This window comes from Stappia taiwanensis, from assembly GCF_014635285.1.
GTDB lineage: Bacteria > Pseudomonadota > Alphaproteobacteria > Rhizobiales > Stappiaceae > Stappia > Stappia taiwanensis.
In genome coordinates this window covers 521598-548217 of record NZ_BMCR01000003.1, presented here as the reverse complement: position 1 = coordinate 548217, position 26620 = coordinate 521598, and the positions used below count along the sequence as shown (strand labels likewise).

25 protein-coding genes are annotated in these 26620 nt (G+C 66.2%); 11 read left to right on the top strand and 14 right to left on the bottom strand.

What is annotated here, in order from left to right; genetic code table 11:
- Positions 1-80: 80 nt before the first annotated feature.
- Both IEV83_RS09920 and IEV83_RS09915 read left to right on the top strand, forming a co-directional pair.
- On the top strand, positions 81-614 hold the full coding sequence (locus IEV83_RS09920) for a tyrosine phosphatase family protein (RefSeq protein WP_181760444.1): 534 nt from the start codon (positions 81-83) through the stop codon (positions 612-614).
- Positions 615-621: 7 nt separating this feature from the next.
- Positions 622-1587 (top strand): NUDIX hydrolase, encoded by a 966-nt coding sequence (locus tag IEV83_RS09915; protein WP_181760445.1) that lies wholly within the window; start codon positions 622-624, stop codon positions 1585-1587.
- Positions 1588-1605: 18 nt separating this feature from the next.
- On the opposite strand, the gene IEV83_RS09910 is transcribed toward IEV83_RS09915, so the two are convergent.
- Complete coding sequence (locus IEV83_RS09910) at positions 1606-2070, bottom strand: MarR family winged helix-turn-helix transcriptional regulator (RefSeq protein WP_181760446.1); 465 nt, start codon at positions 2068-2070, stop codon at positions 1606-1608.
- A gap of 146 nt (positions 2071-2216) precedes the next feature.
- Between IEV83_RS09910 and IEV83_RS09905 the strand changes: the two genes are divergently transcribed.
- The 4 genes from IEV83_RS09905 (at position 2217) to IEV83_RS09890 (ending at position 7061) form a co-directional block, all read left to right on the top strand.
- Positions 2217-2705, top strand: coding sequence for a PaaI family thioesterase (locus IEV83_RS09905; RefSeq protein ID WP_181760447.1), 489 nt, complete (start codon positions 2217-2219; stop codon positions 2703-2705).
- A gap of 89 nt (positions 2706-2794) precedes the next feature.
- Positions 2795-3466, top strand: coding sequence for a pseudouridine synthase (locus tag IEV83_RS09900; protein ID WP_181760448.1), 672 nt, complete (start codon positions 2795-2797; stop codon positions 3464-3466).
- A gap of 246 nt (positions 3467-3712) precedes the next feature.
- The gene (locus IEV83_RS09895; protein ID WP_181760449.1) at positions 3713-4918 is read left to right on the top strand and encodes a cell wall hydrolase; all 1206 of its coding nucleotides are present in this window, start codon (positions 3713-3715) and stop codon (positions 4916-4918) included.
- 310 nt (positions 4919-5228) lie between these two features.
- Positions 5229-7061, top strand: a complete 1833-nt coding sequence (locus IEV83_RS09890) for a bifunctional diguanylate cyclase/phosphodiesterase (protein WP_181760450.1) — start codon at positions 5229-5231, stop codon at positions 7059-7061.
- On the opposite strand, the gene IEV83_RS09885 is transcribed toward IEV83_RS09890, so the two are convergent.
- The gene (locus IEV83_RS09885; protein WP_181760451.1) at positions 7036-8172 is read right to left on the bottom strand and encodes an acyl-CoA dehydrogenase family protein; all 1137 of its coding nucleotides are present in this window, start codon (positions 8170-8172) and stop codon (positions 7036-7038) included. The two genes, IEV83_RS09890 and IEV83_RS09885, sit on opposite strands and share 26 nt — an antisense overlap.
- Positions 8169-9335 carry a CaiB/BaiF CoA transferase family protein gene (locus IEV83_RS09880; protein WP_181760452.1) on the bottom strand — a complete coding sequence of 389 codons (1167 nt, stop codon included), beginning with the start codon at positions 9333-9335 and terminating at the stop codon, positions 8169-8171. Before IEV83_RS09880 ends, IEV83_RS09885 begins: the two co-directional genes overlap by 4 nt.
- Positions 9336-9473: 138 nt before the next feature.
- On the opposite strand from IEV83_RS09880, the gene IEV83_RS09875 reads away from it, so the two are divergent.
- Positions 9474-10382: a LysR family transcriptional regulator gene (locus IEV83_RS09875; RefSeq protein ID WP_181760453.1), complete on the top strand. Its 909-nt coding sequence runs from the start codon at positions 9474-9476 to the stop codon at positions 10380-10382.
- 6 nt (positions 10383-10388) lie between these two features.
- Here the strand turns inward: IEV83_RS09875 and nadC are convergent, their stop codons facing one another.
- From nadC to IEV83_RS09855, 4 genes are all read right to left on the bottom strand, one after another.
- Entirely contained in the window at positions 10389-11258 is an 870-nt protein-coding gene (gene nadC / locus IEV83_RS09870; RefSeq protein ID WP_181760454.1) for a carboxylating nicotinate-nucleotide diphosphorylase, read from the bottom strand.
- Positions 11255-12868, bottom strand: coding sequence for an L-aspartate oxidase (locus IEV83_RS09865; protein WP_181760455.1), 1614 nt, complete (start codon positions 12866-12868; stop codon positions 11255-11257). The genes nadC and IEV83_RS09865 overlap by 4 nt, the downstream gene beginning before the upstream one ends.
- Before the next feature lie 133 nt (positions 12869-13001).
- Positions 13002-14087, bottom strand: coding sequence for a quinolinate synthase NadA (gene nadA / locus IEV83_RS09860; protein ID WP_181760456.1), 1086 nt, complete (start codon positions 14085-14087; stop codon positions 13002-13004).
- Between the two features lie 228 nt (positions 14088-14315).
- A complete protein-coding gene (locus tag IEV83_RS09855) occupies positions 14316-14495 on the bottom strand; it encodes a hypothetical protein (protein ID WP_181760457.1) in 180 nt (59 codons plus the stop codon).
- A 131-nt stretch (positions 14496-14626) separates the two neighbouring features.
- Here IEV83_RS09855 and IEV83_RS09850 point away from each other — a divergent pair, with 131 nt between their 5' ends.
- A complete protein-coding gene (locus tag IEV83_RS09850) occupies positions 14627-15865 on the top strand; it encodes an MFS transporter (RefSeq protein WP_181760458.1) in 1239 nt (412 codons plus the stop codon).
- A gap of 23 nt (positions 15866-15888) precedes the next feature.
- Here IEV83_RS09850 and IEV83_RS09845 read toward each other — a convergent pair whose 3' ends face one another.
- From IEV83_RS09845 to IEV83_RS09835, 3 genes are all read right to left on the bottom strand, one after another.
- Complete coding sequence (locus IEV83_RS09845; protein WP_181760459.1) at positions 15889-16074, bottom strand: hypothetical protein; 186 nt, start codon at positions 16072-16074, stop codon at positions 15889-15891.
- Between the two features lie 64 nt (positions 16075-16138).
- Positions 16139-17014 carry a S49 family peptidase gene (locus tag IEV83_RS09840; RefSeq protein ID WP_181760460.1) on the bottom strand — a complete coding sequence of 292 codons (876 nt, stop codon included), beginning with the start codon at positions 17012-17014 and terminating at the stop codon, positions 16139-16141.
- 128 nt (positions 17015-17142) lie between these two features.
- Positions 17143-18111: a uracil-DNA glycosylase gene (locus IEV83_RS09835; protein WP_188478592.1), complete on the bottom strand. Its 969-nt coding sequence runs from the start codon at positions 18109-18111 to the stop codon at positions 17143-17145.
- A gap of 257 nt (positions 18112-18368) precedes the next feature.
- Between IEV83_RS09835 and IEV83_RS09830 the strand changes: the two genes are divergently transcribed.
- On the top strand, positions 18369-20048 hold the full coding sequence (locus IEV83_RS09830) for an electron transfer flavoprotein-ubiquinone oxidoreductase (protein ID WP_181760167.1): 1680 nt from the start codon (positions 18369-18371) through the stop codon (positions 20046-20048).
- Between the two features lie 31 nt (positions 20049-20079).
- Here the strand turns inward: IEV83_RS09830 and IEV83_RS09825 are convergent, their stop codons facing one another.
- The 4 genes from IEV83_RS09825 to IEV83_RS09810 form a co-directional block, all read right to left on the bottom strand.
- Positions 20080-20637, bottom strand: a complete 558-nt coding sequence (locus IEV83_RS09825) for a flavodoxin domain-containing protein (RefSeq protein ID WP_181760168.1) — start codon at positions 20635-20637, stop codon at positions 20080-20082.
- A gap of 272 nt (positions 20638-20909) precedes the next feature.
- The gene (locus IEV83_RS09820; RefSeq protein ID WP_181760169.1) at positions 20910-21539 is read right to left on the bottom strand and encodes a peroxiredoxin; all 630 of its coding nucleotides are present in this window, start codon (positions 21537-21539) and stop codon (positions 20910-20912) included.
- 207 nt (positions 21540-21746) lie between these two features.
- On the bottom strand, positions 21747-24056 hold the full coding sequence (locus tag IEV83_RS09815) for an NADP-dependent malic enzyme (protein WP_181760170.1): 2310 nt from the start codon (positions 24054-24056) through the stop codon (positions 21747-21749).
- 76 nt (positions 24057-24132) lie between these two features.
- A complete protein-coding gene (locus IEV83_RS09810; protein ID WP_308683731.1) occupies positions 24133-24798 on the bottom strand; it encodes a ceramidase domain-containing protein in 666 nt (221 codons plus the stop codon).
- A gap of 125 nt (positions 24799-24923) precedes the next feature.
- Between IEV83_RS09810 and moaB the strand changes: the two genes are divergently transcribed.
- Together moaB and IEV83_RS09800 are read left to right on the top strand one after the other, a co-directional pair.
- Positions 24924-25481: a molybdenum cofactor biosynthesis protein B gene (gene moaB, locus IEV83_RS09805; RefSeq protein WP_181760171.1), complete on the top strand. Its 558-nt coding sequence runs from the start codon at positions 24924-24926 to the stop codon at positions 25479-25481.
- 123 nt (positions 25482-25604) lie between these two features.
- Positions 25605-26573: an MBL fold metallo-hydrolase gene (locus IEV83_RS09800; RefSeq protein ID WP_181760172.1), complete on the top strand. Its 969-nt coding sequence runs from the start codon at positions 25605-25607 to the stop codon at positions 26571-26573.
- The last annotated feature ends 47 nt before the right edge of the window (positions 26574-26620 follow it).

The following is a 26620-nucleotide window of genomic DNA, read 5'->3' as shown; positions in this document are numbered from 1 at the left end:
GGATCCCGAACGCCTGACACCAGACGCCAAGCAGCAGACCTGCTACCTTGCGACAGCATCGCCGATACGGAGACCACGCCATGATCACCGTCTGCTCCCTCGCGCATCTGCCGGAAACGGTGCGGGTTACCGGCGCCCGCCGGCTGGTGACCCTGATCAGCGCCGGAACGGTGGTGCCGCGACCGCCGGAAATCGCTGAAGACGACCATCTGTTTCTGTCCTTTCATGACATCACCACCCCGGCCGAGGGCATGACCCCGCCAGGCGAAGAGCATGTGCGCCGGTTGCTCGACTTCGTCGGCGACTGGGACGGGGCCACGCCGATGGTGATCCATTGCTTTGCCGGCATCAGCCGCTCCACGGCGGCCGCCTACATCACCGCCTGCGCCCTCCGGCCCGACGCCTGCGAAGCCGGACTGGCAACGGCGCTGCGTTTGGCCTCCGCCTCGGCGACGCCGAATGCCCGGCTGGTGGCGATCGCCGACCGGCTGCTCGACCGGGACGGCCGGATGATCGACGGCATAAGGGCGATTGGCCGGGGCGCGGACGCCTTCCAGGGAACCCCGTTCACCGTGCCGCTGGACCCTGCCCCCGTGGCCGGGGTGGAGCGCTGACCGACCGATGATCGAGATTGGCCTCAACGCGGTGATCGTCGCGGTCGATGACCCCCAGCCGCTGGTGCTGACCGTGGCGACGCCGATTGCCCAGCAGGCACCCTCCCTGCCCTTCGGCCCGTTCGACCCGGAGCGCCATCGCACCTTCGAGATCGGCCTGCGCGAATGGGTGGAGGAACAGACCGCACTCACCCTTGGCTATGTGGAGCAGCTCTACACCTTCGGCGACCGGGGCCGGCATCACATCCACAGCGACGAAGGCCCCCATGTGGTCTCGGTCGGCTATCTGGCGCTGGCGCGGCAAACCAGCGAGTCGGAAGAGGCGCTGGCGCGCGAGAACGCCACCTGGCGATCCTGGTACGATTTCTTCCCCTGGGAGGACTGGCGCTCCGGCTGCCCGGGCATCGTCACCGAGCACATCCTGCCGGCGCTGGAGCGCTGGGTGGCCGCGCCGGTGCCGGCGGGCAGCCCCCCGCGCGCGCAAAGCCGCGAAGACCGGATGCATCAGGCCTTCGACATTCAGGACGGGATCTGGGACGAGGAAAAGGTGCTCGACCGGTTCGAACTGCTGTTCGAGGCCGGCCTTCTTGCTGAGGCGCGGCGCGACGGCCGCCCGGCCGCGCTGGAACGCGCCTGCCTGCCGCCGCTCGGCCAGGCGATGCTCTACGACCACCGGCGGATCCTGGCCACCGCCATCTCGCGCCTGCGTGCCAAGCTGAAATACCGCCCGGTGGTGTTCGAGCTGATGCCGCGCACCTTCACGCTGACCGACCTGCAGCGCTGCGTCGAGGCAATTTCCGGACGCCATGTGCACAAGCAGAACTTCCGCCGTCTGGTGGACAAGGCCGAACTGGTCGAACCGACGGGAGAAACCTCGACCCAGACCGGTGGCCGCCCGGCGGCGCTGTTCCGCTTCCGGCGGGAGGTGCTGAAGGAGCGCCCGGCGCTCGGCCTGCGGGTCGGCGGCCGGTAACCCGGCAACAGCCCACATCTACCGCGCTTCTCGCGCCTTGCGCGCCGCGCGGGACGGATCGAAACTTCGCGTCGCCGTTTCCGCCTCCTCCAGCAATTGCCACAACAGGGCAAGCCGCTCCGGCCCCATCGCCCGGTTGAGCGTGCCTTCCGCCCGGCGCCAGCAGACAACCGCGTCGGCAAAGGCCGTCCGTCCCGCATCGGTCAGCATGACCCGGTGCTCGCGCTGATCCTCCCCGGGGTCCTCCCGCAAGAGACCGGCGGCGAGCAGGCGCTCCAGCGTCCGGGTCATGGTGGTGCGATCGCTGCCCAGAAGCCGCGCCAGTTCCGACACGCTGCGCGCGTGCCCCTCGCCCAGCGCCGCCAGCACGGCGAATTGCGAGATGGTCACGCCGCTGCCATCCAGCGCGCGTTCGTATAGACGGGTTACCGCGCGCCCGGCGCGGCGCAGCCGGTGACAGGAACACAGGAGATCGTTGCTCATGACGCATGCTAGCACGGCCGCAATTTCCGTGCATCAGCACTTATTGTGAGGACACCCTCACAGTATTGCCCGCTTCGCCAGGCCATTGCCTTATACGTCAGCTCGTGATTATGTGCTGATACACGTATCAATCGGGAGCAGGACAGATGGACTTTCAGGAGCGGACTTTCGGACTGGCCGACCGGGCCGAAACCGCGACCATGACCGGCCTTGCCATGCTCCAGGCGATGCTCGATGGCCGCTTCCCCGCGCCGCCGATCTGCCAGACCATGAATTTCATCCTGACCACGGTCGATGAGGGCAGCGCCCGCTTCGAGGGCAAGCCGGGCTTTGCCCATTACAATCCGATGGGCATGGTGCATGGGGGCTGGATCGCCACGATCCTGGATTCCGCGCTTGGCTGCGCGGTTCACACCACCTTGCAGCCCGGCGAGGGCTACACCACCATAGAATTCAAGGTGAACAACGTGCGCCCGCTGTTCGAAACCAGCGGCCGTGTCATCTGCGACGGCACGGTGCTGCACCGGGGCCGGCGCATGGCCACCTCCGAGGCCCGGCTCGTCGATGAAAACGGCAAACTGATCGCCCATGGCGTGGAAACCTGCATGATCTTTCCCGCCGGCGAGACCCGCTGATCGCGCGGGAAAGCAGAATACCCTCTCCGCGCGGGGTGGAAGCACCTGGTGCATTGCGCGCGGGCGGGCCGACGCGGTAAAGGGACGGCATGTCGTCCGCCGCCCTCCCTCCCCTGGTCTACGCACCGCCGTCCGAACCCTTCCTGACGATCCTGCATCAGGATGCCGATCTGGTCGTTTTCGACAAGCCGAGCGGCTTACTGACCGTGCCCGGCAAAGCGCCGGAACTGGCTGATTGTCTTGAGACCCGGGCGCGGGCACGGCTTCCGGACGTGCGGCTGGTGCATCGGCTCGACATGGACACCTCCGGCGTGGTCGTGATGGCGATGAACCCGCCCGCGCAGCGGCATCTGGGATTGCAGTTCGAACGACGCAAACTCTCCAAAACCTATATCGCCCGGGTCTGGGGCGAGGTGGCCGCGGACGAAGGCGAGGTCGACCTGCCGCTCATCTGCGACTGGCCGAACCGGCCGCGCCAGATGGTCGATCCGGAACGGGGCAAGCCGGCGCTGACCCGCTGGCAGGTGCTCGCCCGCGAAAATGGCACGACGCGCCTGCGCCTGTTCCCGCTCACCGGCCGCTCGCATCAATTGCGGGTGCATATGCTCAGCCTCGGCCATCCGATCCTCGGCGACCGGCTCTATGCCGGGCCGGAGGCGCAGAACGCTGCTCCGCGTTTGCAGTTGCATGCCGAAAGCCTCACCCTGCGCCACCCGACCGGCGGGCGCGAATGCCGGTTCGAAGCCTCCTGCGCCTTCTGACCCCGCCGCTGGCAACATCTGAAAACATTCGACGCCGCAAACGGTTGTGCAAATTTTTAGCACAGTCATTAACCCTCTTTGCCTCGCCTTCACCGGAACGGGGCGGGTCCATCTCCCTGTTTCCGCCGACTTCCGGCCCGGTTAACCCTCTCTCAAGGTTAAGAGCGGAGGATAGGCACTGACACGTCTGGCGGGCCTTTGCCGCCCGCCGTCACCGCGTATCGCCCAGGACCGGAGTTGCCGCGTATGTTTGGCACGGTGCAATCAGCTTCCCCGCGAAGCCGCAAACGCGGCCGCGCCATCGGTGTGCTCGCCGCCTCGGCGCCCGCCTTCTATCTCCTGGCAACCCTGCCGGTGGCCGAGCAGGACATCGCCGCGCTGATGGAGGCGAACCGCGCCAATGCCCCGCGCTGGATGTCGGCGATCGAGGCCGCCCCGCATGCCTCCAGCTTGGCGCCGACCCTTGTGCTTGCCGATGCCTCCCGCCCGCGCCAGGATGACGCGCCCGATTATGCCGTCACCAACGCCATGCCCGGATCCGATCCGGCGGTGGTGCGCGGGCTGGAAAGCTACGTCAAGGAAGCGGCCCCCGGGACACTGCCGGACAAGACCAGGGTCAACCGCGCCGCCAAGGGCGACCGCTATGTGTCGATGGCGCCGGACCGACAGATGGTTGGGGTTGCCGCCGGCGCCGTCTACCAGATGGCCAGCCTGATCGGCGAGAACCGGGCTGTCCAGAACCCGCGCGTCGCCTTCATTCAATCCGCGCCAACCACCGGCACGGCCCTTGCCGCCACGCAGACGGACAGAAGCCCGCTCGACCTGACCCGGCTGGCCATTGCCCGCAATGTGGCCGCCACCAGCGTTTCGCTTGCGTCCGCCTATGCGCCCGCGGGGACGGAAAACATCCGCGCGCCGTTTGAGGCGCTGCTTGGCGGCAGCACGTTGCCGCTCTCAGCCGAGGAAGAGGCGGCGCTTGAAGCCAATAGCGACAGCGACCCGTTCTGGTGGGCCAAACGCCCGCTGCCGGCCAGCGTGCTCGCCGCGAAGGAACAGCGCTGCCTTGCCGAGGCGGTCTATTTCGAGGCGCGCGGCGAACCGCTCAACGGTCAGGTGGCCGTCGCCCAGGTGGTCCTCAACCGGGTGAAGAACCCCGCCTATCCGCCGACCATTTGCAAGGTCGTCTACCAGAACCGCACGAAGCGCAATCGCTGCCAGTTCTCCTTCGCCTGCGATGGCATCCGCGACCGCATCAACGATCGCGAGCGCTGGAAGGTGGCGCAGAAGGTGGCGCGGGAGACCGTCTCCGGCCAGCGGTATCTGAAGAAGGTCGGCGCCTCAACCCATTACCATGCGACCTACGTCAAGCCGCGTTGGGCCCGCTACATGACCCGGCTGCAAAAGATCGGCCAGCACATCTTCTACAAGACCAAGGGCGGCGGCTGGAGCTGACGGCATTGCCGTCCGCCTACCGCGTGCTCGGTCGAAGGCGGTCACGGCCCTGCCGCCCTCAGTTCCTGCTTGAGCCCGGCAATCACTTTCCGTCCATTGCTTCCGCTACGCATGAGGCAGTGGATGGCAACGAGCCCTGTGCTCATCAGCTCCTGCCCAATTGCCATCGGCGACCTCCGCGTTTTTGCGTATAGGCGTAACACTGCCGTAAAATTCCCCAGCTAAGCATTGGCTCACGACGTTCGACCGTGCCCAGCCCGGGCATGTGGGTCGCGCGCGCCGGCCGGCGAGCGGCCGCGGAGCCCCGCAGATGAACCATGACATCGACAGTCTGACGCAAGCCTGGCGCTCGCACCGGAACAGCCATCTGTTTCTGGCCAATGCGCGCGCGCATCTCGACATTGCCTTGCAGCCCTTTGTTGACAGCCACACCGGCGAGGTTCAGGGGCTGGGCGCGCATTTGCGCGGGGCGGAAAAACTCGGCTTCGAGGCGCCCCACCTCGCCCACGAATTCGCCGTCGAGACCGGTTGCCTCACGGAGTTCGTGACCCTGCTGCGGGCCAGGGCCATCGCCCGTTTCGCCCGGATCGCGGAGGCACGCTCCCTCCTGCTTCTGTTGCCGGTCAGCAGGCATATCCTCGATCTTGACGGCGCTCTTTTGAAGGAAACCCGGAACCTGGCGGCCAAGCACAAACTGGCGCCAGAAGCGATCTGTCTCGAACCTCCAGCGGCGAACGGGCTGATCCGGCAGGACAGAATCGATCGTTTCGTGATGACGGCGCGCGGCTTTGGCTTTTCCCATGCCCATGACGGCTTGGAGTCGATCGGCACGCCACTGCAGACGCTCTACGAACAGGGACCGCGCCTGCTCAAGCTGGGCCGCAGCTTCTTCGCGGGTCTACATGGGGATGCGCGCCGGATGCGGTTCGCCGCCAGTCTGGTCGATCTGGCCCATGCGCTCGGCGGGCGGGTGCTTGCGCAAAATGTCGAAACGGAAGCGGATCTGCGGGCCTGCCGCGAGATGGGCTGCGATCTGGTGCAAGGGGCGCTGATTGCAGAGCCCACGCTTGATCTTCAGACCCTGCGCCGGTGCTATGACACCATTGGTGCCGCCGCTCTTCGCCATGGCGAAGCCCCTGGCGCGGATCCGGATTTCCTGATGCAGGAGATGGAGGTTCTGCCCTCGATCCGCACCGGGGCCAGCATCTCCAGAGCCTTGGAAATCTTCCGCACGAACGCCCGACAGACCGTGTTGCCGGTGCTCGATCCTCTCGATCACCCGGCCGGCCTCATACTGGAACCCGATCTCAAGAGCCTGCTTTATACGTCCTACGGGCGCGACCTGCTGCTCAATCCCACCATCGACAATCATCTGCGGCGCTTCATCCGCCACTGCGCCGTGGCGGACATCCACACCCCGCTGGAAACCCTCGTGGAGATCAGCAGCTCGGCCCGCTCCGAGGGCATCGTGATCACGCGGAGCGGTCGCTATGCGGGCTATCTGCCGACCAATGCTCTCCTGAAGCTTTCCAACGAAGCAAGGTTGCGGAACGCACAGGACCAGAACCCGCTGACCAAGCTGCCGGGCAATGCGGCAATCTTCGACCATATCGGCAAGGCAGCGCGACAATCTGACGTCGATCGGGCCTTCTGTTACGTCGATTTCGACAATTTCAAGCCCTTCAACGACACCTACGGCTTTCGCCTCGGCGACCGCGCCCTGATGCTGTTTGCGGAGATCTCCCGGCGCAAGCTTCAGAACCTCTCAGCCTTCATCGGCCATGTCGGCGGCGATGATTTCTTTCTCGGCCTCGCAGGTATCCCCATTGAGGAGTTGGAGGAAGTCATGCGGGGGCTGCGCCGGGACTTCCGGCATGAGGCGGAAAGTCTGCATGAGGCAAGCCACCGGCGCCAGGGCTTCATCCTGGCCAGAGACCGGAAAGGTCAGCCGCAGCGCTATCCGCTGCTGTCCTGCTCGATCGCGGTGCTGTTCCTTCCCCGGCGGGTGCGGGTCAATGATCCCGACACCCTGAGCACGCATATCGCGGTGCTCAAGAGCCGGGCCAAGGCAACACAGGACGGGGTTTCCGTCTGCCACCTCGGCCCGGACAACGATATCAACTCAGCAAATCACGAGCGATGATGGTGCGCTGGATCTCCGAGGAGCCCTCGTAGATGCGGAAGATACGCAGATCGCGCAGATAGCGCTCCAGCGGGAAGTCGCAGGTGTAGCCGTAGCCGCCGTGGATCTGCAGCGCCCGGTCGGCAATCCGCCAGGCGGCCTCGCTGGCGTAGAGTTTGGCGAAGGCGGATTCGCGCGAATAACGCTGACCGGTGCCGCGCTTTTCCGCCGCCTGATAGGCGAGTGCCCGCGCCGCCGCCAGATCGGTCGCCATATCGGCGAGCATCCACTGCAGCCCCTGGAAATCGGCGATGGCATGGCCGCCGACCTTGCGTTCCTTGGCATAGGCAACGGCGGCCTCAAGGGCAGCCTCGGCGATGCCGGTCGCCTGCGCCGCCACCTCGATCCGGCCGTTGTCGAGCACCTTCATCGCAGTGCGGAAGCCGGTGCCCTCCGCACCCAGGAGATTTTCCGCCGGCACATGGCAGTCGAGAGACAGGCTGAAAACATGGCCGCCGCGCAAGCCCATGGTCTTTTCATTGGGGCCGATCTCGATGCCCTCGGTCGTCTTCGGCTCGACCACGAAGGCGCTGACCCCGCGCGCGCCGGCGCTCCGGTCGGTCTTGGCATAGACCACCAGAAAATCGGCCGCGCCGGCATTGGAGATGAAGCACTTGGAGCCCTTCAGCCGATAGCCCCCGTCCTCGGCCACCGCGTGGCTGCGCATGTCCGCCGGGTTCGAGCCCGCTTCCGGTTCCGTCAGTGCGAAGGCACCGAGCATCCGCCGTTCGGCCGCCGCCGGCAGATAGCGCTTCTTCAGCGCTTCGTCGCCGCCCAGAAGCAGGGAATCGGTTGCCAGAAAATGCGCGGTCAGCATGGAGGCGGTGGACCCGCAGGCACCGGCGATCAGCTCCACCGCCCGGTAGAGCGCTGGGCCGGAAAGCCCCACCCCACCGTATTCCTCCGGCAGGTTCATGCCCAGAATGCCCATTTCCGCCAGCGCATCGAGATGGATGGTGGCGAACTGCCCCTCCTCGTCGATCCGCGCGGCCTGCGGCGCCAGCGTCTTTTCGGCGAAGCGGGCGATCTGGTCGATGATCATCGCTTCGTCATCACGGAATGTCGGGGTCATTGGCTGGCTCCTTCGGTCAGTCCGGCAAGGATTTCGGTTTCATGCTGATTGAGGGCCGGCGCGGGCCGCCGGCCGCCCCGGGGCGCGCCGGAGAAATGCACCGGCTGCTCGGGGACCGACAGCGCCCCGAACAGCGGATGATCGACGATGCTGGCAAGGCCGCGCGCCGAGGCCTGCGGCGAGCGCCAGGCGTCCGCGGCAGTCTCAATGGGCGCGGCCGGAATGCCGGCCTCGGCAAGCCGCTCGACCGCCTCCGCCGCGGTCAGCCCCGCCGACCAGCTCTCGATATGGGTGGCCAGGGCCGGCTCGTTCTGACGGCGCAGCACATCGCTGGCAAAGCGCGGATCGGCGGCCAGCGCCTCCTCGCCGATCGCCCGGCAGAACGCCTGGAACAGACGGTCGTTCAGCACCGCCACGGCGAAATGTCCGTCCGAGGCCCGGTAGGTGCCAAAGGGGGCCGACAGGGCATGGCGGTTGCCGGTGCGCATGGGATCCTCGCCGGCCATCAGGACGCGGGTCGCCGCCGTCGGCATCATCGCCAGGAGGGAATCGAACAGGGCCACATCCACATGGCGCCCCCGACCGGTGCGCTGACGCTCGAACAGGGCGACCATCGCCCCGAAGGCGGCGAACACGCCGCCGGCCACATCGGCCACCGCCTCGCCGACCATTGTCGGCGCTCCGTCCGGCTCGCCGCTGAGATGCATCAGGCCGGACATCGCCTGAACGATGATGTCATAGGCGGGGCGGGCGACATTCGGCCCGCTCTGCCCGAAACCGGACACGCTGAGGTAGACCAGCCCAGGGTTTTCCGCCTGAAGCGCCTCCGGGCCGAGGCCGAGCCTTGCCATCACTCCGGGCCGGAAATTCTCCACCAGAAGATCGGCGGACTTGACCAGCTCCCGCACCTTTTGCACCGCCGCCGGGTCCTTCAGATCCAGCGCAATCGACCGCTTGCCGCGATTAACCGCTTGAAACAGCAGGCTTTCCTCCTCGCGGAACGGCCCGACATGACGGTAATCGTCACCGCCGGGGCTTTCGATCTTGATCACATCGGCGCCGAGATCGGCCAGCATCGCCGTGCAATAGGGTCCGGCCAGAACCCGGGTGAAATCGAGCACCCGCACGCCGTCGAGCGGCCGCGCCACCTTTTCCGTTTCCATTTCCGCCATCCTCTTGCCTGGCTCACGTGGCGGCGAGCCCAGGGTGCAGACACAAAAGTGAGGCAGCACCCTAGGCGGGCGGCGGATATAGAAAGAAATACAATCTTTTCATATAAGAGATAGATGGAAACTATCCCCTTGAGCTTTCGGCAGGTCGACTACTTCATCGCCGTCGCCGAAACCGGCAGCACCGCTGCCGCCGCCCGCCTTGTCAACGTCTCCCAGCCCTCGGTGTCCCTCGCGGTGGCCCGGCTGGAGGAGACCCTCGGCCAGCCGCTGTTCCTGCGCGCCACCGGTCAGGGCATGGCGCTCACCGGTTTCGGGCGTCAGAAACTGGCCGAGTTCCGCAGCCTGCGTGCGCAGACGCGGGCAATCCTCGCCTCCGCCGGCAAGGAGGCGCCGCTGCCGCCGATGCTGGATCTGGGGGTGTTTTCCACCCTGGGGCCGCGCTATGTGCCGGCCCTGATCGACCGGTTCCGGGCGCGCGTACCCAATGCCCGGCTGCGCCTGCACGAGGCGGATCTGGAAACCCTGCACGCCTGGCTGGAGACCGGACGCATCGACCTTGCCATCGTCTACGACTTCGGTCTTGGCGGAGATGTGGAGATGACGCCGCTGCATGAGGCGCGGCCCTATGCGCTGGTGGCCGGCGATCATCCGCTCTCCGGAGAGACCAGCGTTTCGCTCGCCCGGGTGCTTGAGGATCCGCTGATCCTCGTCAACCTGCCGCAAAGCCGGAACTTCTTCCTGTCGATCATTCAGGCGCGCGGGCTGAGTGCGCGCATCGGCATGGAGACCAATTCCATCGAGATGCTGCGCTCGATGGTGGCAAGCCGGCTCGGCGTCGGCCTGCTGGCGACGGAACTGCCCTATCGCACCACCTATGACGGCGGAAAGGTCGCCCATCTGCGGCTGGAAGACCCCATCCCGCCGCACCGGGTCGCGCTCGCCCGGCCGGCACGGCTGCCCGGCACCTGGGTCACCCGGGTGTTCGAGGAGGAGGCGCGCCGTTTCTTCAAGGGCACCGCGCCGGACGCGACCGGGTAAGCCGGCTCAGCCGCGCAGTGCGATATCGAGCCCCAGATCCATCACCGGCGCCGAATGAGTGATCCAGCCGACGGAGATGAGATCGACGCCGGTTTCGGCGATGCCGGCCACCGTTTCCAGATTGACCCCGCCGGAAGCTTCCAACAGCACCCGGCCGTTCGCGATTGCCACCGCTTCGCGCAGGCGCGCCGGCGGCATGTTGTCGAGCATCACCACATCCGGCCCGGCGTCCAGCGCCTCGCGCAACTGCTCCAGCGTGTCGACCTCGACCTCCACCTTGACCAGATGACCGGCGAAGCGCCGGGCAGCGGCCACCGCCTCGGCGACACTGCCGACGACGGCAATGTGGTTGTCCTTGATCAGGATCGCATCATCGAGACCGAAGCGGTGGTTGGCACCGCCGCCGCAGCGCACCGCGTATTTCTCCAGGGCGCGCAGGCCCGGCGTGGTCTTGCGGGTGCAGACGATGCGCGCTTTGGTATGCGCGACCTTCTCGGCAAACAGATGCGTGGCGCTGGCCACACCGGACAGATGCCCCAGGAAGTTCAGCGCAACCCGCTCGGCGGCAAGCACGGCCCGCGCCGGCCCCTCGATCCGCATCACCTTGTCCCCCGGGGCGACGAGATCGCCATCCCGGCACAGGGCTTCGGCGCGAATCTCCGGGGCGGAGAGGCGGAAGGCGGTGAGCGCACAGTCAATGCCGGCGATCCGCCCGGGCACCCGGGCGGCGATGACCGCATCGGCGCGGGCAGAGCGCGGCAAGGTCGCCTGCGCGGTGATATCGCCGGTCCGGCCCCAGTCTTCCAGCAGCGCGGCCTTGACCGTTTCCTCGATCATCAGCGCCGGAAGATCCGGCAGGGTCTCGCGTCCGCTCATAGCTTCACCTTTTCGGCAATCGCCGCCTGTCCGATGGCGCTTTCGGTCGCTTCCCTCGCCAATGCCTCGACATCGGAGAACCGGAGAAAGGAGCGGCGCGCCTGAGCCGGATCGGTCCCACGGTAATCCCGGCGCCAGTGCCCACCCCGGCTTTCACGCCGGAGCAGCGCGGCCCCGGCCACGATCTTGGCGGTGGTCATCATGTTGAGGATCGACCGGCGGCGACACTGGGCCTCCAGCGCGGTGACGATCGCCAGGGCGCGGGTCAGCCCTTCCTCATCGCGCTGCACGCCCACATGCGCGGCCATGGTCTCGCGCAGCACGGTGATGGCGCTGCGCTCCACCTCGTTGCGGCGGGTGGCTTCCTGAATGTCCTCGTTGAGGGCCGGCCAGTGGGCCGTGCGCGGATTGGGCATCTGCCCCTGAATGTCCTCGGCGATGCGCGCGGCGAACACCACGGTTTCCAGCAGCGAGTTCGACGCCAACCGGTTGGCGCCATGGGCACCGCTGGAGGCGACCTCGCCGGCGGCCCAGAGATTGTCGAGCGAGCTGCGGCCATTGGCATCGGTCAGGATGCCGCCCATGTGATAGTGCTCAGCCGGCGCCACCGGGATCGGTTCGCGCACCGGGTCGATGCCGGCGCTGAGGCAGGCGGCATGAACCGTCGGGAACTTCTCGGCAAATGCCGCACCAATCGCCTCGCGGCAGTCGAGGAACGCCCCCCGCCCCGCCTCGATCTCGGCGAACACTGCCCGGGCCACCACGTCGCGCGGCGCCAGTTCCTTCAGCGGATCGACCGCTTCCATGAAGCGCTCGCCGGCGCCGTTCACCAGCACCGCGCCCTCGCCGCGCAGCGCCTCGGAGGCGAGCGGCGCAGGATCACGCCCGACATTCAGCGCGGTCGGGTGGAACTGAACGAACTCCGCATCGGCGATCACCGCGCCGGCGCGCGCCGCCATGGCAACGCCCTGGCCATTGGCTTCCGGCGGGTTGGTGGTCACCGCGAACAGATGACCGATGCCACCGGAGGCCAGCACCACCGCATGGGCGGGAAAGGCAAGCCGTTCGTGATCGCCGCGCCGGCGGGCGAGCACGCCGGTCACGAGCCGCCCCTCGTGCAGCAGTTCCTCGCCGAGATAGCCTTCCACCACGCGAATGGAGGGGGTCTGGCGCACGGCGGCCACCAGCGCATTCATGATCGCCCGGCCGGCCATGTCGCCGCGCACCCGGACAATCCGGTTGGCCGAATGGGCCGCCTCGCGGGAGAGCTGCAGGCGCCCCTCCAGATCCATGTCGAACGGCACGCCATAGCCAAGCAGATCGCGCACCCGCTCGCCGGCTTCCTCGGTCATCAGCCGGACGATCTTTTCCTCGCAAAGACCGCCGCCGACGGCCAGCGTATCTTCCGCATGGGCGGCGGCGCTGTCCTCATCGGACACGGCGGCGGCGATGCCACCTTGCGCCCAGGAGGAAGACGCCCCCTCACCGATCGGCGAGGCGGAGAGAATGGTGACGGGACGCGGCGCCAGCTTGAGCGCGCAGAAGAGACCGGTCAGGCCTCCGCCGAGAATAACAACGTCGTCGATGTGGCTGGTTGCGGATGCGGACATGAATGCGGTTCCGGAAAAAGGACCGGCGGTCGTGAGGAGGTTGGCCGCGAAACGGTCGAAAAGCCCGGACCGCGGGAAAGCGGCCCGGGCGGGCAAGGCAGGGGCGTCATGATACGGGCGCCGGCGGCGTCCGTCAGCTTTTCAGATGAATCATCCGTTCGACGGCCTGACGCGCACGGTCGGCGACCTCGGGATCGACGGTGACCTCTTCCTTCATCTCCACCAGCGCATCGAGGATCTTCGACAGGGTGATCCGCTTCATGTGCGGGCAGAGATTGCAGGGCCGGACATAATCGACGCCGGGGGTCTCCGAGGCGATGTTGTCGGCCATGGAGCATTCGGTCACGAGCATGACCTTCTCCGGCAGGTTGGTCTTCACCCAGTCGATCATGCCGGCGGTCGAGCCGGAGAAATCCGCCTCGTCGACCACCTCCGGCGGGCATTCGGGATGGGCGATGATCTTCACCGCCGGTTCGATCTCGCGATACTCGCGCAGCTCCTCGGCGGTGAAGCGCTCATGCACCTCGCAGGCGCCGGCCCAGGTGAGAACCTCCACGTCGGTCTGACGCGCCACGTTGGCGGCGAGATACTGGTCGGGGATCAGCAGCACGCGCGGGGCGTTGAGGCTCTCCACCACCTGCACCGCGTTGGAGGAGGTGCAGCAGATGTCGCATTCCGCCTTCACCGCCGCCGAGGTGTTGACATAGGTGACGATCGGCACGCCCGGATGCTTCTCGCGCAGGCCGCGCACATCCTCGGCGGTGATCGATTCGGCCAGCGAACAACCCGCCTTGCTGTCGGGAATGAGCACGGTCTTTTCCGGGCTGAGGATCTTCGCCGTCTCGGCCATGAAGTGAACGCCGCACTGGACGATCACTTCAGCGTCGGTGCGGGCGGCCTCCTTGGCCAGCTGCAGGCTGTCGCCCACGATGTCGGCGACCCCGTGAAAGATCTCCGGCGTCATGTAGTTATGCGCCAGGACGACCGCGTTGCGCTCGCGCTTCAGCTTGTTGATCGCATGGATCAACGGCGCCAGGAGCGGCCACTCGATCTCCGGGATGAAGTCCTTGACCTTCTCGTAGATGGGGGCGGTCTCGGCCGCGACCTCCGGCGTGTAGGCAAGATCGGGCCGCGTCACCGGACCATAGCGGTCCAGCGCCGTCGCGCCGCGCTCGGAGGATCCAGCCTGGAAGCTGGTGGACAGGATGGTGGTGGTCATGGCGACCTCCCTGACTGATGGCGACCGGACGGGCCTCCCGCTCCGATCCCCCTGCATCCGCAATGCTTCCGCCGCCGGATGCATTGTGCTCAATTTGAGCATAACCAGAGGTTTAAAAAAGGCGGCTCGCGCCGGTGGTTATGCTCATTCGGGGTATATATAAGTGCGCGGCGTGATCTTGCCAAACGGTTTCTTTTTGAAACCGTCACAAACACCGCAACTCATTGATCAAACGTCCGTTTCATCATCGAAACCGGTACGGGCGGGCATTTCCAGGGCAGAAAAGGCATAGGCCAGCGAGCCCCGCGCGCCGCCAAAAAGCAGCCAGACGGACAGTCTGGCACGGAAATCCGGCACCTCGATGACCATCAGGCGGTCGGCCTCGGCGCTGGCGGCGATCATGTTCATCGGACGCCCGTTTCATGCTAGATGCGAATATCTGGAATAAACATGTTTCATTATTTTCAGCTCGCAAAGCGCGGCATAGTCCCGATAACACTTCCTCTCGGCCCAGCGCCGCCGCACGACGGACCCGCCACATGCCCACGCCCCTGCCCGCCCGTTTCAGGGACGGCCCCAACATTCCGCTGATCATCATCTGCGGCTGTCTGATCTCCATGCTGACCTTCGGCCCGCGTTCCGCGCTCGGGCTGTTTCTCGGCCCCATCACCAGCGACCAGGGCTGGTCGCGCGAGACCTTCGCGCTGGCCCTGGCGATCCAGAACCTTCTCTGGGGCGCGGCCCAGCCGATCGCCGGCATGGTCGCCGACCGCTACGGCACCGCGCGCACCCTCGCCTTCGGCGGCGTGCTCTACGCGGCTGGTCTGGTGCTGACGGTGCAGGCGGAAACGCCGCTGGTGCTGCATCTCTCCGCAGGCGTAATGATCGGCACCGGCGTTGCTTTTTCCTCGTTCTCGCTGGTGCTCGCTGCCTTTGGCCGCACGGTCACCCCGGCGCAGCGCTCGCTTGCCTTCGGCGTCGGTACGGCCTCAGGCTCCTTCGGCCAGTTCCTGTTCGCGCCGCTCGGCCAGGGGCTGCTGGACGGCTTCGGCTGGCAGAACGCGCTATTGATCATGTCCGGGCTAATGCTGCTCGTGCCCTTCCTTGCCATTGCGCTGCGCGGCAAGCCCGACGCTGGTCCGGCGACACCGGGCGCGCACGACCAGAGCCTGATCGAAGCGCTCCGGGAAGCCTTCGGCACGCGTGGCTTCGTGCTCCTGACCTTCGGCTTCTTCGTCTGCGGCTTTCATGTCGCCTTCATCACCGTGCACCTGCCGCCCTATATCGTCGATCTCGGCCTCGACCCGGTATGGGGCGCCAGCGCCATTGCGCTGATCGGCTTTTGCAACGTGTTCGGCGCGCTGGCATCGGGCTATATCGGCGGACGTTTCTCCAAGCCGATCTTCCTCGCCCTGATCTATCTGGGGCGGGCGGTGGCCATCGGCCTGTTCCTGCTGGTGCCGCCGACGCCGCTGAGCGTGTTGATGTTCGCCGGCGCCATGGGCTTTTTGTGGCTGTCCACCGTGCCGCCCACGTCCGGACTGGTGGCGGTGATGTTCGGCCCGCGCTACATGGCGACGCTGTTCGGCTTCGTCTTCTTCTCGCACCAGATCGGCGCGTTTCTCGGCGTCTGGCTGGGCGGGCGGCTCTATGACCAGACCGGCTCCTACGACGCGATCTGGTATATCGGCATCGCCCTCAGCATCTTCGCCGCGCTGGTGCATTGGCCGATCCGCGAGGAACCGGTAGCCCGGCTGGCCGGCGTCCCGGCGGAATAACGGAAACGGACGCGAGGCGCCCGCTATTCCTCCGGCCGATAGCGGCCGGTCTCCGGGTCGCGCACCAGCGCCTTGGGCGGGGCGCCATCGGTGTCTTTCCGCGCGGCCTCGGAGACCTTGCGTTCCACCCGGGTCATTTCGCGGCGTACAGCGCGCACCAGCGCATAGCCGCCAAGCGCCAGCGCCGCGATGCCAAAGGCATTGACCATCTTCTTGTCTCCCCTGCCTTGCCTGCCCCCTTCACCGGGGACGCAAAATCACCGGTGGCCTGACCTACAGACCGAACCGGGCCCAGAGCGCCCGGTTCTCCAGTGCGGAAATCACCTCCTCGGCAAGCCCCGCGCCCTGATCGCGCCCGGTCAGAAGCTCGCCCAGCGCGGCGGCAACCCCCACCCCCTGGCGCCGGCCCAGCAGGGAACGCGGCGCGGTCACCAGCCGGGTCTTCACCTCTTCGCCGAACCGGGCGCGCAGCACGGAGCGCAGATCGCCGAGACTGTCGACAAGCCCGAGATCGCGGCCGGCGGTTCCGGTCCAGAACAGGCCGGAGAACAGATCCGGCGCCTCGCTGAGCACATCGCCGCGACGGGCCTTCACCAGGTCGATGAAGTCGTCATGCACCTCCTGCTGGATCGCCTTGAGGTGGCGCACGTCCTCGTCCCGCTCCGGGCTGAACGGATCGAGCAGCGCCTTGTTCTCGCCGGCGGTGTGCAGCCGTCGTTCGATCCCCAGCTTGTCCAGCGCGCCGGTGAAACCGAACCCGGCATAGACCACGCCGATGGACCCGACAATCGACGAGGCATCGGCGATGATCTCATCACCGGCCACCGCGATCATGTAGCCGCCGGACGCGGCCACGTCCTCGACGAAGACGAGGACTTCCTTGTCATGCTGCTTGGCCAGCGAGCGAATGCGGTTGTGGATCAGCCGCGATTGCACCGGCGAGCCGCCGGGCGAATTGACGATCAGCGCAACCGCCGGGCCGGGCATGGAAAACGCCTTGTCCAGCGGCCGAGCCACATTGGCCAGCGACAAGGTGGAGGAAAACGGCGAGGAGGAAACGCCAATGGCACCCTGAAGACGCACCACGGGAATGACCGTGGGGACCTCCCCCAGTTTTCCGGGCAGGTATTTGCGAACACCGTCAAGCACGTTGGATCCTCTCACATCAACCAGGCGTTCAGGGAAGGAGCCCCCTCCCCCACCTCGCGCAAATATAAGCCTTCCCCTCGCCCATTGAAGAGCAGGCCGGTTCCAGAAGACCGCTTCTCCGCCTGCGCCTACTCGGACGCCCCGTCCGTGGGCACGGCCCCGGCCGCGTCCAGCGCCGCACGGATTTCCAGGAAGTCCCGCCAAGCATAGCGCTTCTGCGCCGGCGTGCGCAGCAGATAGGCCGGATGCAAGGTCGCCATCGCCCGGATCCGGCCTGCGCCGAGCGGCATGTCCAGCCACTTGCCACGCAAGCGCAAGATGCCCTCCGGCGCCCCGGTCAGCGCCTTGGCCGAGGCGCCGCCCAGGAACACCAGCACCTTCGGCGCGACCAGCTCGATCTGGCGCAGGATGAAGGGTTTGCAGATCTCGGTTTCCTGCGGGCTCGGCGTGCGGTTGCCCGGCGGGCGCCAGGGCACCACGTTGGTGATGTAGGCGCTGGAGCGGTCAAGACCGATGGCCGCCAGCATCCGGTCGAGCAACTGGCCGGAGCGGCCGACAAAGGGCACGCCCTGCCGATCCTCTTCCCGGCCCGGCGCCTCGCCGATGAACATGACATCGGCATCGGGATTGCCATCGGCAAACACCAGGGACTTCGCCGTCAGGCGCAGATTGCAGGCCTCGAAGCGGGCAAGGACCGCCTTCAGCTCCTCAAGGCTTGCCGCAGAGCGCGCCGCATCCCGGGCCGCGACGATGGCCTCATCGTCCGGAAGCACCGCCTGGTGGGTGCCGGCAACCGGTGGGCGGGGGGCGGGCTGCGACTCGTACCCCGGCAGCGGCGCGCGCCCCGCAGCGGGTGCCGGCATGGATGCGGCGGAGGGCGATTCCGCCATCTGCGGCAGGGAAGACGCGGACGCGGCAGCGGCGGCCGCCGCCGGCTCGGAGGCGGTGAAGGCATCATAGGCCAGCTCCTCGATGCCGGTATCGACCCCGGCCGCGAGATAGAAATCGAGCAGCGCCGCCAGCGCACGGCGATCGGCCGATGCGGCTGCCGTGTGCCCGTCCTCTGCAATCGGATCTTTGGGGGTGCCTGACGCCATGCCCCGTTTTGCCGCATCCGCCCGCCCGTGGCAATCATGTCGGCAGGGATCTCACAGACGGCTCTTGCGCATAACGTTTACGTAAACGTAATATACAACAGGATCCGGAAGCACCATTGCAGCCGCTTTCGCAGTGCACTAAACAGAAAGCAGCGTGCGTCCGGCATCCCATGCGCTGGCCCTGCCGGATCGGCGCATATCCAATGACCGGTTTCAGAACATCTTTCGGGCACGAAAGCGATGCGGGGGAAAACACTATGAGCGAGGCGGACGCGCTTCCGGAGCGCGAGAGCATGGACTTCGACGTCGTGATCGTCGGCGCGGGACCTGCCGGCCTGTCGGCGGCCATTCGGCTGAAGCAGATCGCCGAGGAAAAGGGCGAGGAGCTTTCCGTCGTGGTCCTGGAGAAGGGCTCGGAAGTCGGCGCGCATATTCTCTCTGGCGCGGTGGTCGATCCCGTTGGCATCGATGCGCTGCTGCCGGACTGGCGCGAGGAGGCGGACACGCCCTTCAAGACCGAGGTGACGGCGGACCATTTCCTGCTGCTCGGCCCGGCCGGCTCGATCCGCCTGCCCAATTTCATCATGCCCCGGCTGATGAACAACCACGGCAATTACATCGTTTCCCTCGGCAATGTCTGCCGCTGGCTCGCGGAAAAGGCCGAGGCGCTCGGCGTCGAGATCTACCCCGGTTTCGCCGCCGCCGAGGTGCTGTACGATGACGCGGGCAAGGTGGTCGGTGTCGCCACCGGCGACATGGGTGTCGGCCGCGACGGCAAGCCGAATGCCAACTACACCCGCGGCATGGAGCTGCGCGGTAAATACGTGCTGATCGGCGAAGGCGTGCGCGGCTCGCTCGCCAAGGAGCTAATCAAGCGCTTCGAGCTGGACGCCGAATGCGATGTGCCGAAGTTCGGCATCGGCCTCAAGGAGCTGTGGCAAATCGACCCGGCCAAGCACCGGCCCGGCCTGGTGCAGCACTCCTTCGGCTGGCCGCTCGACAACCGCACCGGCGGCGGTTCGTTCCTCTACCACCTTGAAGACAACCAGGTCGCCGTCGGCTTCGTCGTCCACCTTGGCTACAAGAACCCGTATCTGTCGCCGTTCGACGAGTTCCAGCGGTTCAAGACCCATCCGGCGATCCGCGATACGTTCGAGGGCGGCAAGCGCATCTCCTATGGCGCGCGGGCGATCACCGAGGGCGGCTACCAGTCGGTGCCCAAGCTCTCCTTCCCCGGCGGCCTGCTGATCGGCTGCTCGGCTGGCCTGGTCAACCTGCCGCGCATCAAGGGCTCGCACAACGCGATTCTCTCCGGCAAGCTGGCCGCCGAGCAGGTGATGGATGCCCTTGCCGCCGGCCGCGACAATGCGGAGCTGACCGAATTCGACACCGCCTGGCGGGAAAGCGCCATCGGCGCCGACCTGAAGCCGGTGCGCAACGTCAAGCCGCTGTGGAGCCGTTTCGGCACCCTGCTCGGAATCGGCATCGGCGGTTTCGACATGTGGACCAACGAGTTGTTCGGCTTCTCGCTGTTCGGCACGCTGAAACATGGCAAGAAGGACTCGGAGTGCCTGGAGCCGGCGGCGAAGCATACGCCGATCGCCTACCCCAAGCCCGACAACGAAGTCTCCTTCGACAAGCTGTCCTCGGTGTTCCTGTCGAACACCAACCATGAGGAGGATCAGCCGATCCACCTCAAGGTGGCGGATATGGCCCTGCAGAAGAGCTCCGAGCAAGGCGTCTATGCCGGTCCGTCGAACCGCTACTGCCCGGCTGGCGTCTACGAATGGATCGAAGAGGGCGAGGATGCGCCCCGCTTCCAGATCAACGCGCAGAACTGCGTCCACTGCAAGACCTGCGACATCAAGGACCCGAACGAAAACATCACCTGGACGGTGCCGGAAGGCGCGGGCGGGCCGAACTACCCGAACATGTAAGGGGTGACGTCGCCCGCCATGGGCTTTCGCATCAGGCGCCTTCGCGCGCCTGATGCAGATTGTCGTGAAGAAACCGCCCGACGAACCGGTCAAGCGCCGGCCAATCGGTGAATTCCATATAGCCGGACGGGTCCATCTCCACGCCCTTGCGGCGCAGGATCCGGTGAATGATCCAGCGCTTGAAGAAGCCCATTCGCCCGTCCTGCACCGCACCGCCGGCCAGATGCGCCGCGGTTGCCTGCCAGTCCAGTTCCTCGAACATCGCCTCAAGCGCGCCTTGTGCGTTCCGCCGATCCTCGGCCAGCAACGAGCCACCGGACAGGCTGACGGAAATGAAGGCCGTCGGCACCGCCTCCAGGCGACAGCGCTGCTTGTGAATGAAATCCCGGATCTCGCGCTGGTGCTGCCCCACATGCAATGAGGCCGCCAGGATCGCCCCATCGAACGGCCCCAGCTCAAGCCGCTCCGCCGCGCCCGCATCGACCAGGGTCACGCTGTGTCCGGCCGCGCGTACGCACTCCGCCACCCGCGCGGCGATCTTGCGGGTATGCCCCTCGGTGGTGGCATAGACAACAAGCAAATGGGACATGACTTCTCACCCGAACATCGGCGCGCAAACCGCACGCACACGCCCAGAGTGTATCAGGCTCGCGAAGATTTCATGACAAATCTCAAGGCACTTGTCGAAAAGCCGGCAAAGCACCCCCGCCCTCGCATCGTGCGGGCATTTCCGCCCAGGCGGCAAGCGCGAACCGCCTGCCAGCGGAAGGACTTGCCCGCTGGCACGGCGACAACGCCTCCCCGGATCGACCCTCGGTCGCCCCGGGAAGGCGGGTATCAAACGCGGTCAGACGGCGTTGGTCACGCCACGTCGGTAAAGCGCAGGTAGGGGCGAACTTCATCCCAGCCTTGCGTGAATTTCGTCTTCGCGTCCTCGTTGGTGATGGACGGCGGGATGATCACCCGATCGCCCGGGCGCCAGTCCGCCGGCGTCGCCACGCTGTTCTTGTCGGCAAGCTGCAAGGCATCGATCACCCGCAGGATCTCATCGAAGTTGCGACCCACGTTCATCGGATAGGTCATCGTCAGACGGATCTTCTTGTTCGGGTCGATGATGAACACCGACCGGACCGCCTGGGTCTCGCTCTCATCCGGGTGGAGCATGTCATAGAGCCGCGACACCTTGAGGTCGGCATCGGCGACAATCGGGAACTGCAGATCGGTGTTCTGGGTGTCGTTGACATCCGCGATCCATTTGACATGTTCCGCGACCGTGTCGGTAGACAGGCCAAGCGGCTTGGTGTTGCGCGCGGCGAACGGCCCAGCCAATTGCGACGTACGGCCCATTTCGGTCGTGCAGACCGGCGTGAAATCCGCAGGATGGCTGAAGAAGAACACCCAAGAGTCACCGATCCAGTCGTGAAAGTCGATCGTTCCCTTGGTGGTCTCGATCGTGAAGTTCGGTGCGATATCGCCAATATGGAGTGACATGTCGCAGGACCTTTTCTGCTGGTGGAACGGGTAACTTCACAGATTCTGAATATAGGACAATGCGGCATAAGACCGCCGCGAGCGCCCTGATCTTCGGTAATCTGGCACCGATTTCAAGAGCTCGGAAACGTAAAAACGCCGGAGCGGCGAACCGCTCCGGCGTTTTTTCCATTCATTCGGGTGGGCGGCGAAGCGTGCCGCGCCCCGTCAGCCTTCCGCCGCCTTGCGGGTCTTGGCCTCCACCGAAGCGAAGGCCGACATGTTGACAACACCGCGCGAGGTCACCGACGGGGTCAGCACGTGCACCGGCTTGGCCGTGCCCAGAAGGATCGGCCCCACATGCAGGCTGTCGGTCATCACCTTCACCAGGTTAAGCGCGATATTGGCCGCGTCCAGCGACGGGAAGACCAGAAGGTTGGCCTCGCCGGTCAGCCGCGAGTTCGGCATCACCCGGTTGCGCATGGCCAGCGACAGGGCACTGTCGCCATGCATCTCGCCATCGACTTCCAGATCCGGCGCGATCTCGTCGAGGATCGCCAGCGCTTCGCGCATCTTGGAGGCCGAGTCCATGTCGCGCGAGCCGAAGTTGGAGGCCGACAGCAGCGCCGCACGCGGAGTGATGCCGAAGCGGCGGATCTCCTCCGCCGCCAGCATGGTCGTCTCGGCGATTTCCCGCGCACTCGGGTTTTCGGTCACATAGGTATCGGTGAAGAAGGTGGCCCCGCCCGTGTTGATCAAGAGCGACAGGGCTGAGAAGTCCTGCACGCCCTTGGCCGTGCCGATGATCGAGCGCACATCGGCCAGATGCTTGGAATAGCGGCCATCGAGACCGCAGATCAGCGCATCCGCCTCGCCCCGATGCAGGGCAATCGCGCCGATCACCGTGGTGTTGGTGCGGATCATGGTGCGCGCCGCCTCCGGCGTCACGCCGCGCCGCCCGACCAGCTCCAGCAACGTCTCCACATATTCGCGGTAGCGCGGATCGTCTTCCGGGTTGATGCATTCGAAATCGACGCCCGGACGGATCTTCAGGCCGAAGCGCGCGCTGCGCGTTTCGATCACCGAGGGGCGGCCGATCAGGATCGGGTGCGCCAGCTTGTCCTCGATCAGCACCTGGGCGGCACGCAGCACCCGCTCATCCTCGCCATTGGAGTAGATGATCCGGGTGGAGGCGCCGCGCGCGGCGGCGATCACCGGCTTCATGACCAGACCGGAGCGGAAGACGAACCGGTTGAGCCGGTCGTGATAGGCCTCGAAATCCTCAATCGGCCGCTGGGCAACGCCGGTCTCCATCGCCGCGCGCGCCACCGCCGGTGCGATCCGCAGGATCAGCCGCTGGTCGAAGGGCGAGGGAATGAGATACTTTGCGCCGAAGGTCTCGCTGACCCCGCCATAGGCGCGGGCGACCACCTCGGACGGCTCTTCCCGCGCCAGCTCGGCAATGGCGGCGACGGCGGCGAGCTTCATCTCCTCGTTGATGGTCGTCGCCCCGACATCCAGCGCCCCGCGGAAGATATAGGGGAAGCACAGGACGTTGTTGACCTGGTTCGGATAGTCGGACCGGCCCGTGCACATCATCACGTCGTCACGCACGGCAAGCGCATCTTCCGGCATGATTTCCGGATTGGGATTGGCGAGCGCCAGGATCAGCGGCCGCTCGGCCATCTTGGCCACCATCTCCGGCTTCAGCACGCCGCCGGCCGACACGCCGAGGAACACATCCGCGTCCGGGATCACCTCGCCCAGGGTGCGCTTGTCGGTGTCCTGGGCGAACACCGCCTTCCATTCGTCCATCAGGGCCTCGCGGCCCGCATAGACCACCCCTTCGATGTCGGTCACCCAGATGTTTTCCCGGCGCGCGCCGAGCGAACACAAGAGGTTGAGGCAGGCGAGCGCGGCCGCGCCGGCGCCGGAGGCGACGATCTTGACCTTGGCAATGTCCTTGCCGGCGAATTCCAGCGCGTTCTTGACCGCGGCGGCGACGATGATGGCCGTGCCGTGCTGGTCGTCATGGAACACCGGAATGTTCATCCGCTCGCGCAGGGCGCGCTCGATCATGAAGCATTCCGGCGCCTTGATATCCTCAAGGTTGATGCCGCCGAAGGTCGGCTCCAGCGCCGCCACCGCATCGACGAAGGGTTCGACCTTGAGTTCGTCCACCTCGATATCGAACACGTCGATGCCGGCGAATTTCTTGAACAGGACCGCCTTGCCTTCCATCACCGGCTTGGAGGCGAGCGAACCGATCGCGCCGAGCCCCAGCACCGCCGTGCCGTTGGAAATCACGCCGACCAGATTGGACCGGGCGGTGTAGTCAGCGGCCAGTGCCGGATCGCGGGCGATCTCCAGGCAGGGTGCCGCCACCCCCGGCGAATAGGCAAGCGCCAGATCGCGCTGGTTGCCCAGCGGCTTGGTCGCCTGGATCGTCAATTTTCCCGGATGGGGGTAGCGGTGATAGAAGAGCGCCGCCTCATCGAGTTCGCTGATGGTCTTGGGGGCGGTCGGCTTATCGGTCATGACGGTCCGTTGGGATTGGCAGGTGGCAAGGAATGCGCGAAGAGAGCCATTGCGCGGTGAACGAACACCGGCCCCCTCACGCTGCCGCGCCCTGCATCCCGCCCCGCGCATCGCTCAACACGCGAATCAGACGGTACAGGACCACGGCATTCAGGCAATGCCATACGAAATGCGTTCCGATAGGGAAAGCCGGACAGACAGGCATATCACCGGCCCGGAAGGCAAGGGAAACGAAAAACAGCAAGCCGGTGACAAACAGCGCCCGGCGCTGCCCGTGTCGGCCGGGCGGAGCCAGCGCGGCAATGCCGACAATGGCGAGCCCCGCCGGCAGATAGGCACCGCTCGAGCCGACGCTGCGCGCCAGCCACGGCCCCACGAGCGATGAGACCACCAGAAAGGCCAGCGCAAGCAGCAGCGCAGCGGCAACGCCCAAACCCAGCACCCGGCGCAGCGCCAGGTAAAAGGCGAGCTGGATGAACAGCATGATCGGCAACACATCCGCCAGCCCCGACCAACGATTGGCGAAGGTGTGGAACAGAAACGAGCCGATGCCGACGGCAAAGACGATCAGGATCAGGGCAAGGCCGGCGCGGTCGTCTCCGCCAGAGCGCCGCCAGGACCGCAGCGCCAGAGTTGCCGCGATCAGAAACGCCGCATTGGTCACCGCATTCACCGGTTCCTGCCAGAAGCCCGGCGCAACCCGCTCGCAATAGCCATCGACTGCCGCCGTCCAGTCCATCATCCCCTCTCGCAAGGCCGCGCTGTTTGGTCCGATACGCCGATACTGGCGGAACCATCGCCGGACGCCTAGATTGTGACAAGCTTACCGGCGGAGGCTCCCGCCCGTCCAAGAGGAAACACCACACCATGCATCGCCTTGATGACAGCCGCCCGTTCATCCCGCTGCGCATCGCCGTGCTCACCGTCTCCGATACAAGAGTGCTGGAAGATGACCGCTCCGGCGACACGCTGGCCAAACGGTTGCAGGAAGCGGGACACCATCTGGCGGATCGGACGATTGCCACCGACGATGTGGAGGCGATCCGTCAGGTGGTCCAGCGCTGGATCGCGGCGCCGGATGTCGATGTGATCATCACCACCGGCGGCACTGGCTTCACCGGCCGGGATGTCACGCCGGAAGCGATCGAGCCGCTGTTCGAAAAACGCATGGACGGGTTCTCAGAGGTCTTCCACCGGATCTCCTATGACAAGATCGGCACCTCGACCATCCAGTCACGCGCCACCGGCGGGGTGGCCAATGCCACCTATCTGTTCGTGCTGCCCGGCTCGCCGGGCGCCTGCAAGGATGCCTGGGACGGCATCCTCAAGTGGCAGCTCGACTACCGGCACATGCCCTGCAATTTCGTCGAGATCCTGCCGCGCCTCGATGAACATCTGAAACGCGGCAAGCTGCGCGAGGCCTGAGCCCGCACAGCATCGTCGCGATGGCGGCCATCACGGCTATGTGATCCGCGCTGTCCCACCTGCCGTGGGGCCTTAAATGACCAAGCGTCAGTGTTCGCGACGCTCGCAAGGGAGGAACACGCAATGAGCACAGCATCCCTGTCACGCCGCCGCCTCTTGGCCGGCGCCGCCGGTCTTGGCCTCGCCGCGCCGGCCCTGGTGTCGATGGCCCCACAGGCGAAGGCCGAAGCGCCGATGCTCGGCGCCGCCGCCCCCCGGTTCAACCGCTTCAAGCTCGGCGACTTCGAGGTCACCACCCTGCTCGATGCAGCCCGGGCGATGGATGGGCCGCATCCGATCTTCGGCACGGATCAGCAGCCGGAGACGGTGGCGGAGCTTCTGGCCGCCAACCATCTGCCAGCGAGCCGCATGGTCAATGGCTTCACCCCGGTACTGGTCAATACGGGGCGCGAACTGGTGTTGTTCGACACCGGCCTTGGCGGCGACAACGGCACCCTGCCGGCCCAGCTTGCCGCGGCCGGCTACAGTCCCGAACAGGTCGATCTGGTGGTCATCACCCACATGCATCCCGATCATATCGGCGGGCTGATGACCGGCGGTGCGCCGACCTATCCGAACGCGCGCTACGTGACCGGACAGGCGGAATACGAGTTCTGGAGCGCCGAGGACCGGCTCAGCGGACCGACCGAGCGGGTAGCCAGGCTGGTGCGCTCCAATGTTGTGCCGCTGGCGGAGAAGATGACCTTCATCGGCGACGAGACGGAGGTGGTGCCGGGCATTCTTGGCCTCGACACCGCCGGCCACACCCCCGGACACATGTCCTTCCATATCGAGAGCGGCGGCAAGCGGCTGCTGATCTGGGGCGATGTCGCCAATCATTTCGTGGTGTCGATCCAGCGGCCGGACTGGCACGTGCGCTATGACATGGACAAGGACAAGGCGGCGGCGACCCGCAAGCGGCTGTTCGACATGATCGCCAACGACAAACTTCCGATCACCGGCTACCACATGCCCTTCCCCGCCCTCGGCTTCCTGGAGCCGACCGGCGAGGGCTACCGCTGGATGCCGGCGACCTATCAGTTCGCCCTCTAGGCAAAGCATCGCCCCGCCCGGAAGGCTTTCCCGGGCGGGGCAACGGA

What these genes read in the sequence shown, in the direction of transcription:
- IEV83_RS09920 (WP_181760444.1), top strand. Translation starts at nt 81, where the DNA reads ATGATCACCGTCTGCTCCCTCGCGCATCTGCCGGAAACGGTGCGGGTT.
- IEV83_RS09915 (WP_181760445.1), top strand. Translation starts at nt 622, where the DNA reads ATGATCGAGATTGGCCTCAACGCGGTGATCGTCGCGGTCGATGACCCC.
- IEV83_RS09910 (WP_181760446.1), bottom strand. Translation starts at nt 2,070, where the DNA reads ATGAGCAACGATCTCCTGTGTTCCTGTCACCGGCTGCGCCGCGCCGGG.
- IEV83_RS09905 (WP_181760447.1), top strand. Translation starts at nt 2,217, where the DNA reads ATGGACTTTCAGGAGCGGACTTTCGGACTGGCCGACCGGGCCGAAACC.
- IEV83_RS09900 (WP_181760448.1), top strand. Translation starts at nt 2,795, where the DNA reads ATGTCGTCCGCCGCCCTCCCTCCCCTGGTCTACGCACCGCCGTCCGAA.
- IEV83_RS09895 (WP_181760449.1), top strand. Translation starts at nt 3,713, where the DNA reads ATGTTTGGCACGGTGCAATCAGCTTCCCCGCGAAGCCGCAAACGCGGC.
- IEV83_RS09890 (WP_181760450.1), top strand. Translation starts at nt 5,229, where the DNA reads ATGAACCATGACATCGACAGTCTGACGCAAGCCTGGCGCTCGCACCGG.
- IEV83_RS09885 (WP_181760451.1), bottom strand. Translation starts at nt 8,172, where the DNA reads ATGACCCCGACATTCCGTGATGACGAAGCGATGATCATCGACCAGATC.
- IEV83_RS09880 (WP_181760452.1), bottom strand. Translation starts at nt 9,335, where the DNA reads ATGGAAACGGAAAAGGTGGCGCGGCCGCTCGACGGCGTGCGGGTGCTC.
- nadC (WP_181760454.1), bottom strand. Translation starts at nt 11,258, where the DNA reads ATGAGCGGACGCGAGACCCTGCCGGATCTTCCGGCGCTGATGATCGAG.
- IEV83_RS09865 (WP_181760455.1), bottom strand. Translation starts at nt 12,868, where the DNA reads ATGTCCGCATCCGCAACCAGCCACATCGACGACGTTGTTATTCTCGGC.
- nadA (WP_181760456.1), bottom strand. Translation starts at nt 14,087, where the DNA reads ATGACCACCACCATCCTGTCCACCAGCTTCCAGGCTGGATCCTCCGAG.
- IEV83_RS09855 (WP_181760457.1), bottom strand. Translation starts at nt 14,495, where the DNA reads ATGAACATGATCGCCGCCAGCGCCGAGGCCGACCGCCTGATGGTCATC.
- IEV83_RS09850 (WP_181760458.1), top strand. Translation starts at nt 14,627, where the DNA reads ATGCCCACGCCCCTGCCCGCCCGTTTCAGGGACGGCCCCAACATTCCG.
- IEV83_RS09845 (WP_181760459.1), bottom strand. Translation starts at nt 16,074, where the DNA reads ATGGTCAATGCCTTTGGCATCGCGGCGCTGGCGCTTGGCGGCTATGCG.
- IEV83_RS09835 (WP_188478592.1), bottom strand. Translation starts at nt 18,111, where the DNA reads ATGGCGTCAGGCACCCCCAAAGATCCGATTGCAGAGGACGGGCACACG.
- IEV83_RS09830 (WP_181760167.1), top strand. Translation starts at nt 18,369, where the DNA reads ATGAGCGAGGCGGACGCGCTTCCGGAGCGCGAGAGCATGGACTTCGAC.
- IEV83_RS09825 (WP_181760168.1), bottom strand. Translation starts at nt 20,637, where the DNA reads ATGTCCCATTTGCTTGTTGTCTATGCCACCACCGAGGGGCATACCCGC.
- IEV83_RS09820 (WP_181760169.1), bottom strand. Translation starts at nt 21,539, where the DNA reads ATGTCACTCCATATTGGCGATATCGCACCGAACTTCACGATCGAGACC.
- IEV83_RS09815 (WP_181760170.1), bottom strand. Translation starts at nt 24,056, where the DNA reads ATGACCGATAAGCCGACCGCCCCCAAGACCATCAGCGAACTCGATGAG.
- IEV83_RS09810 (WP_308683731.1), bottom strand. Translation starts at nt 24,798, where the DNA reads ATGATGGACTGGACGGCGGCAGTCGATGGCTATTGCGAGCGGGTTGCG.
- moaB (WP_181760171.1), top strand. Translation starts at nt 24,924, where the DNA reads ATGCATCGCCTTGATGACAGCCGCCCGTTCATCCCGCTGCGCATCGCC.
- IEV83_RS09800 (WP_181760172.1), top strand. Translation starts at nt 25,605, where the DNA reads ATGAGCACAGCATCCCTGTCACGCCGCCGCCTCTTGGCCGGCGCCGCC.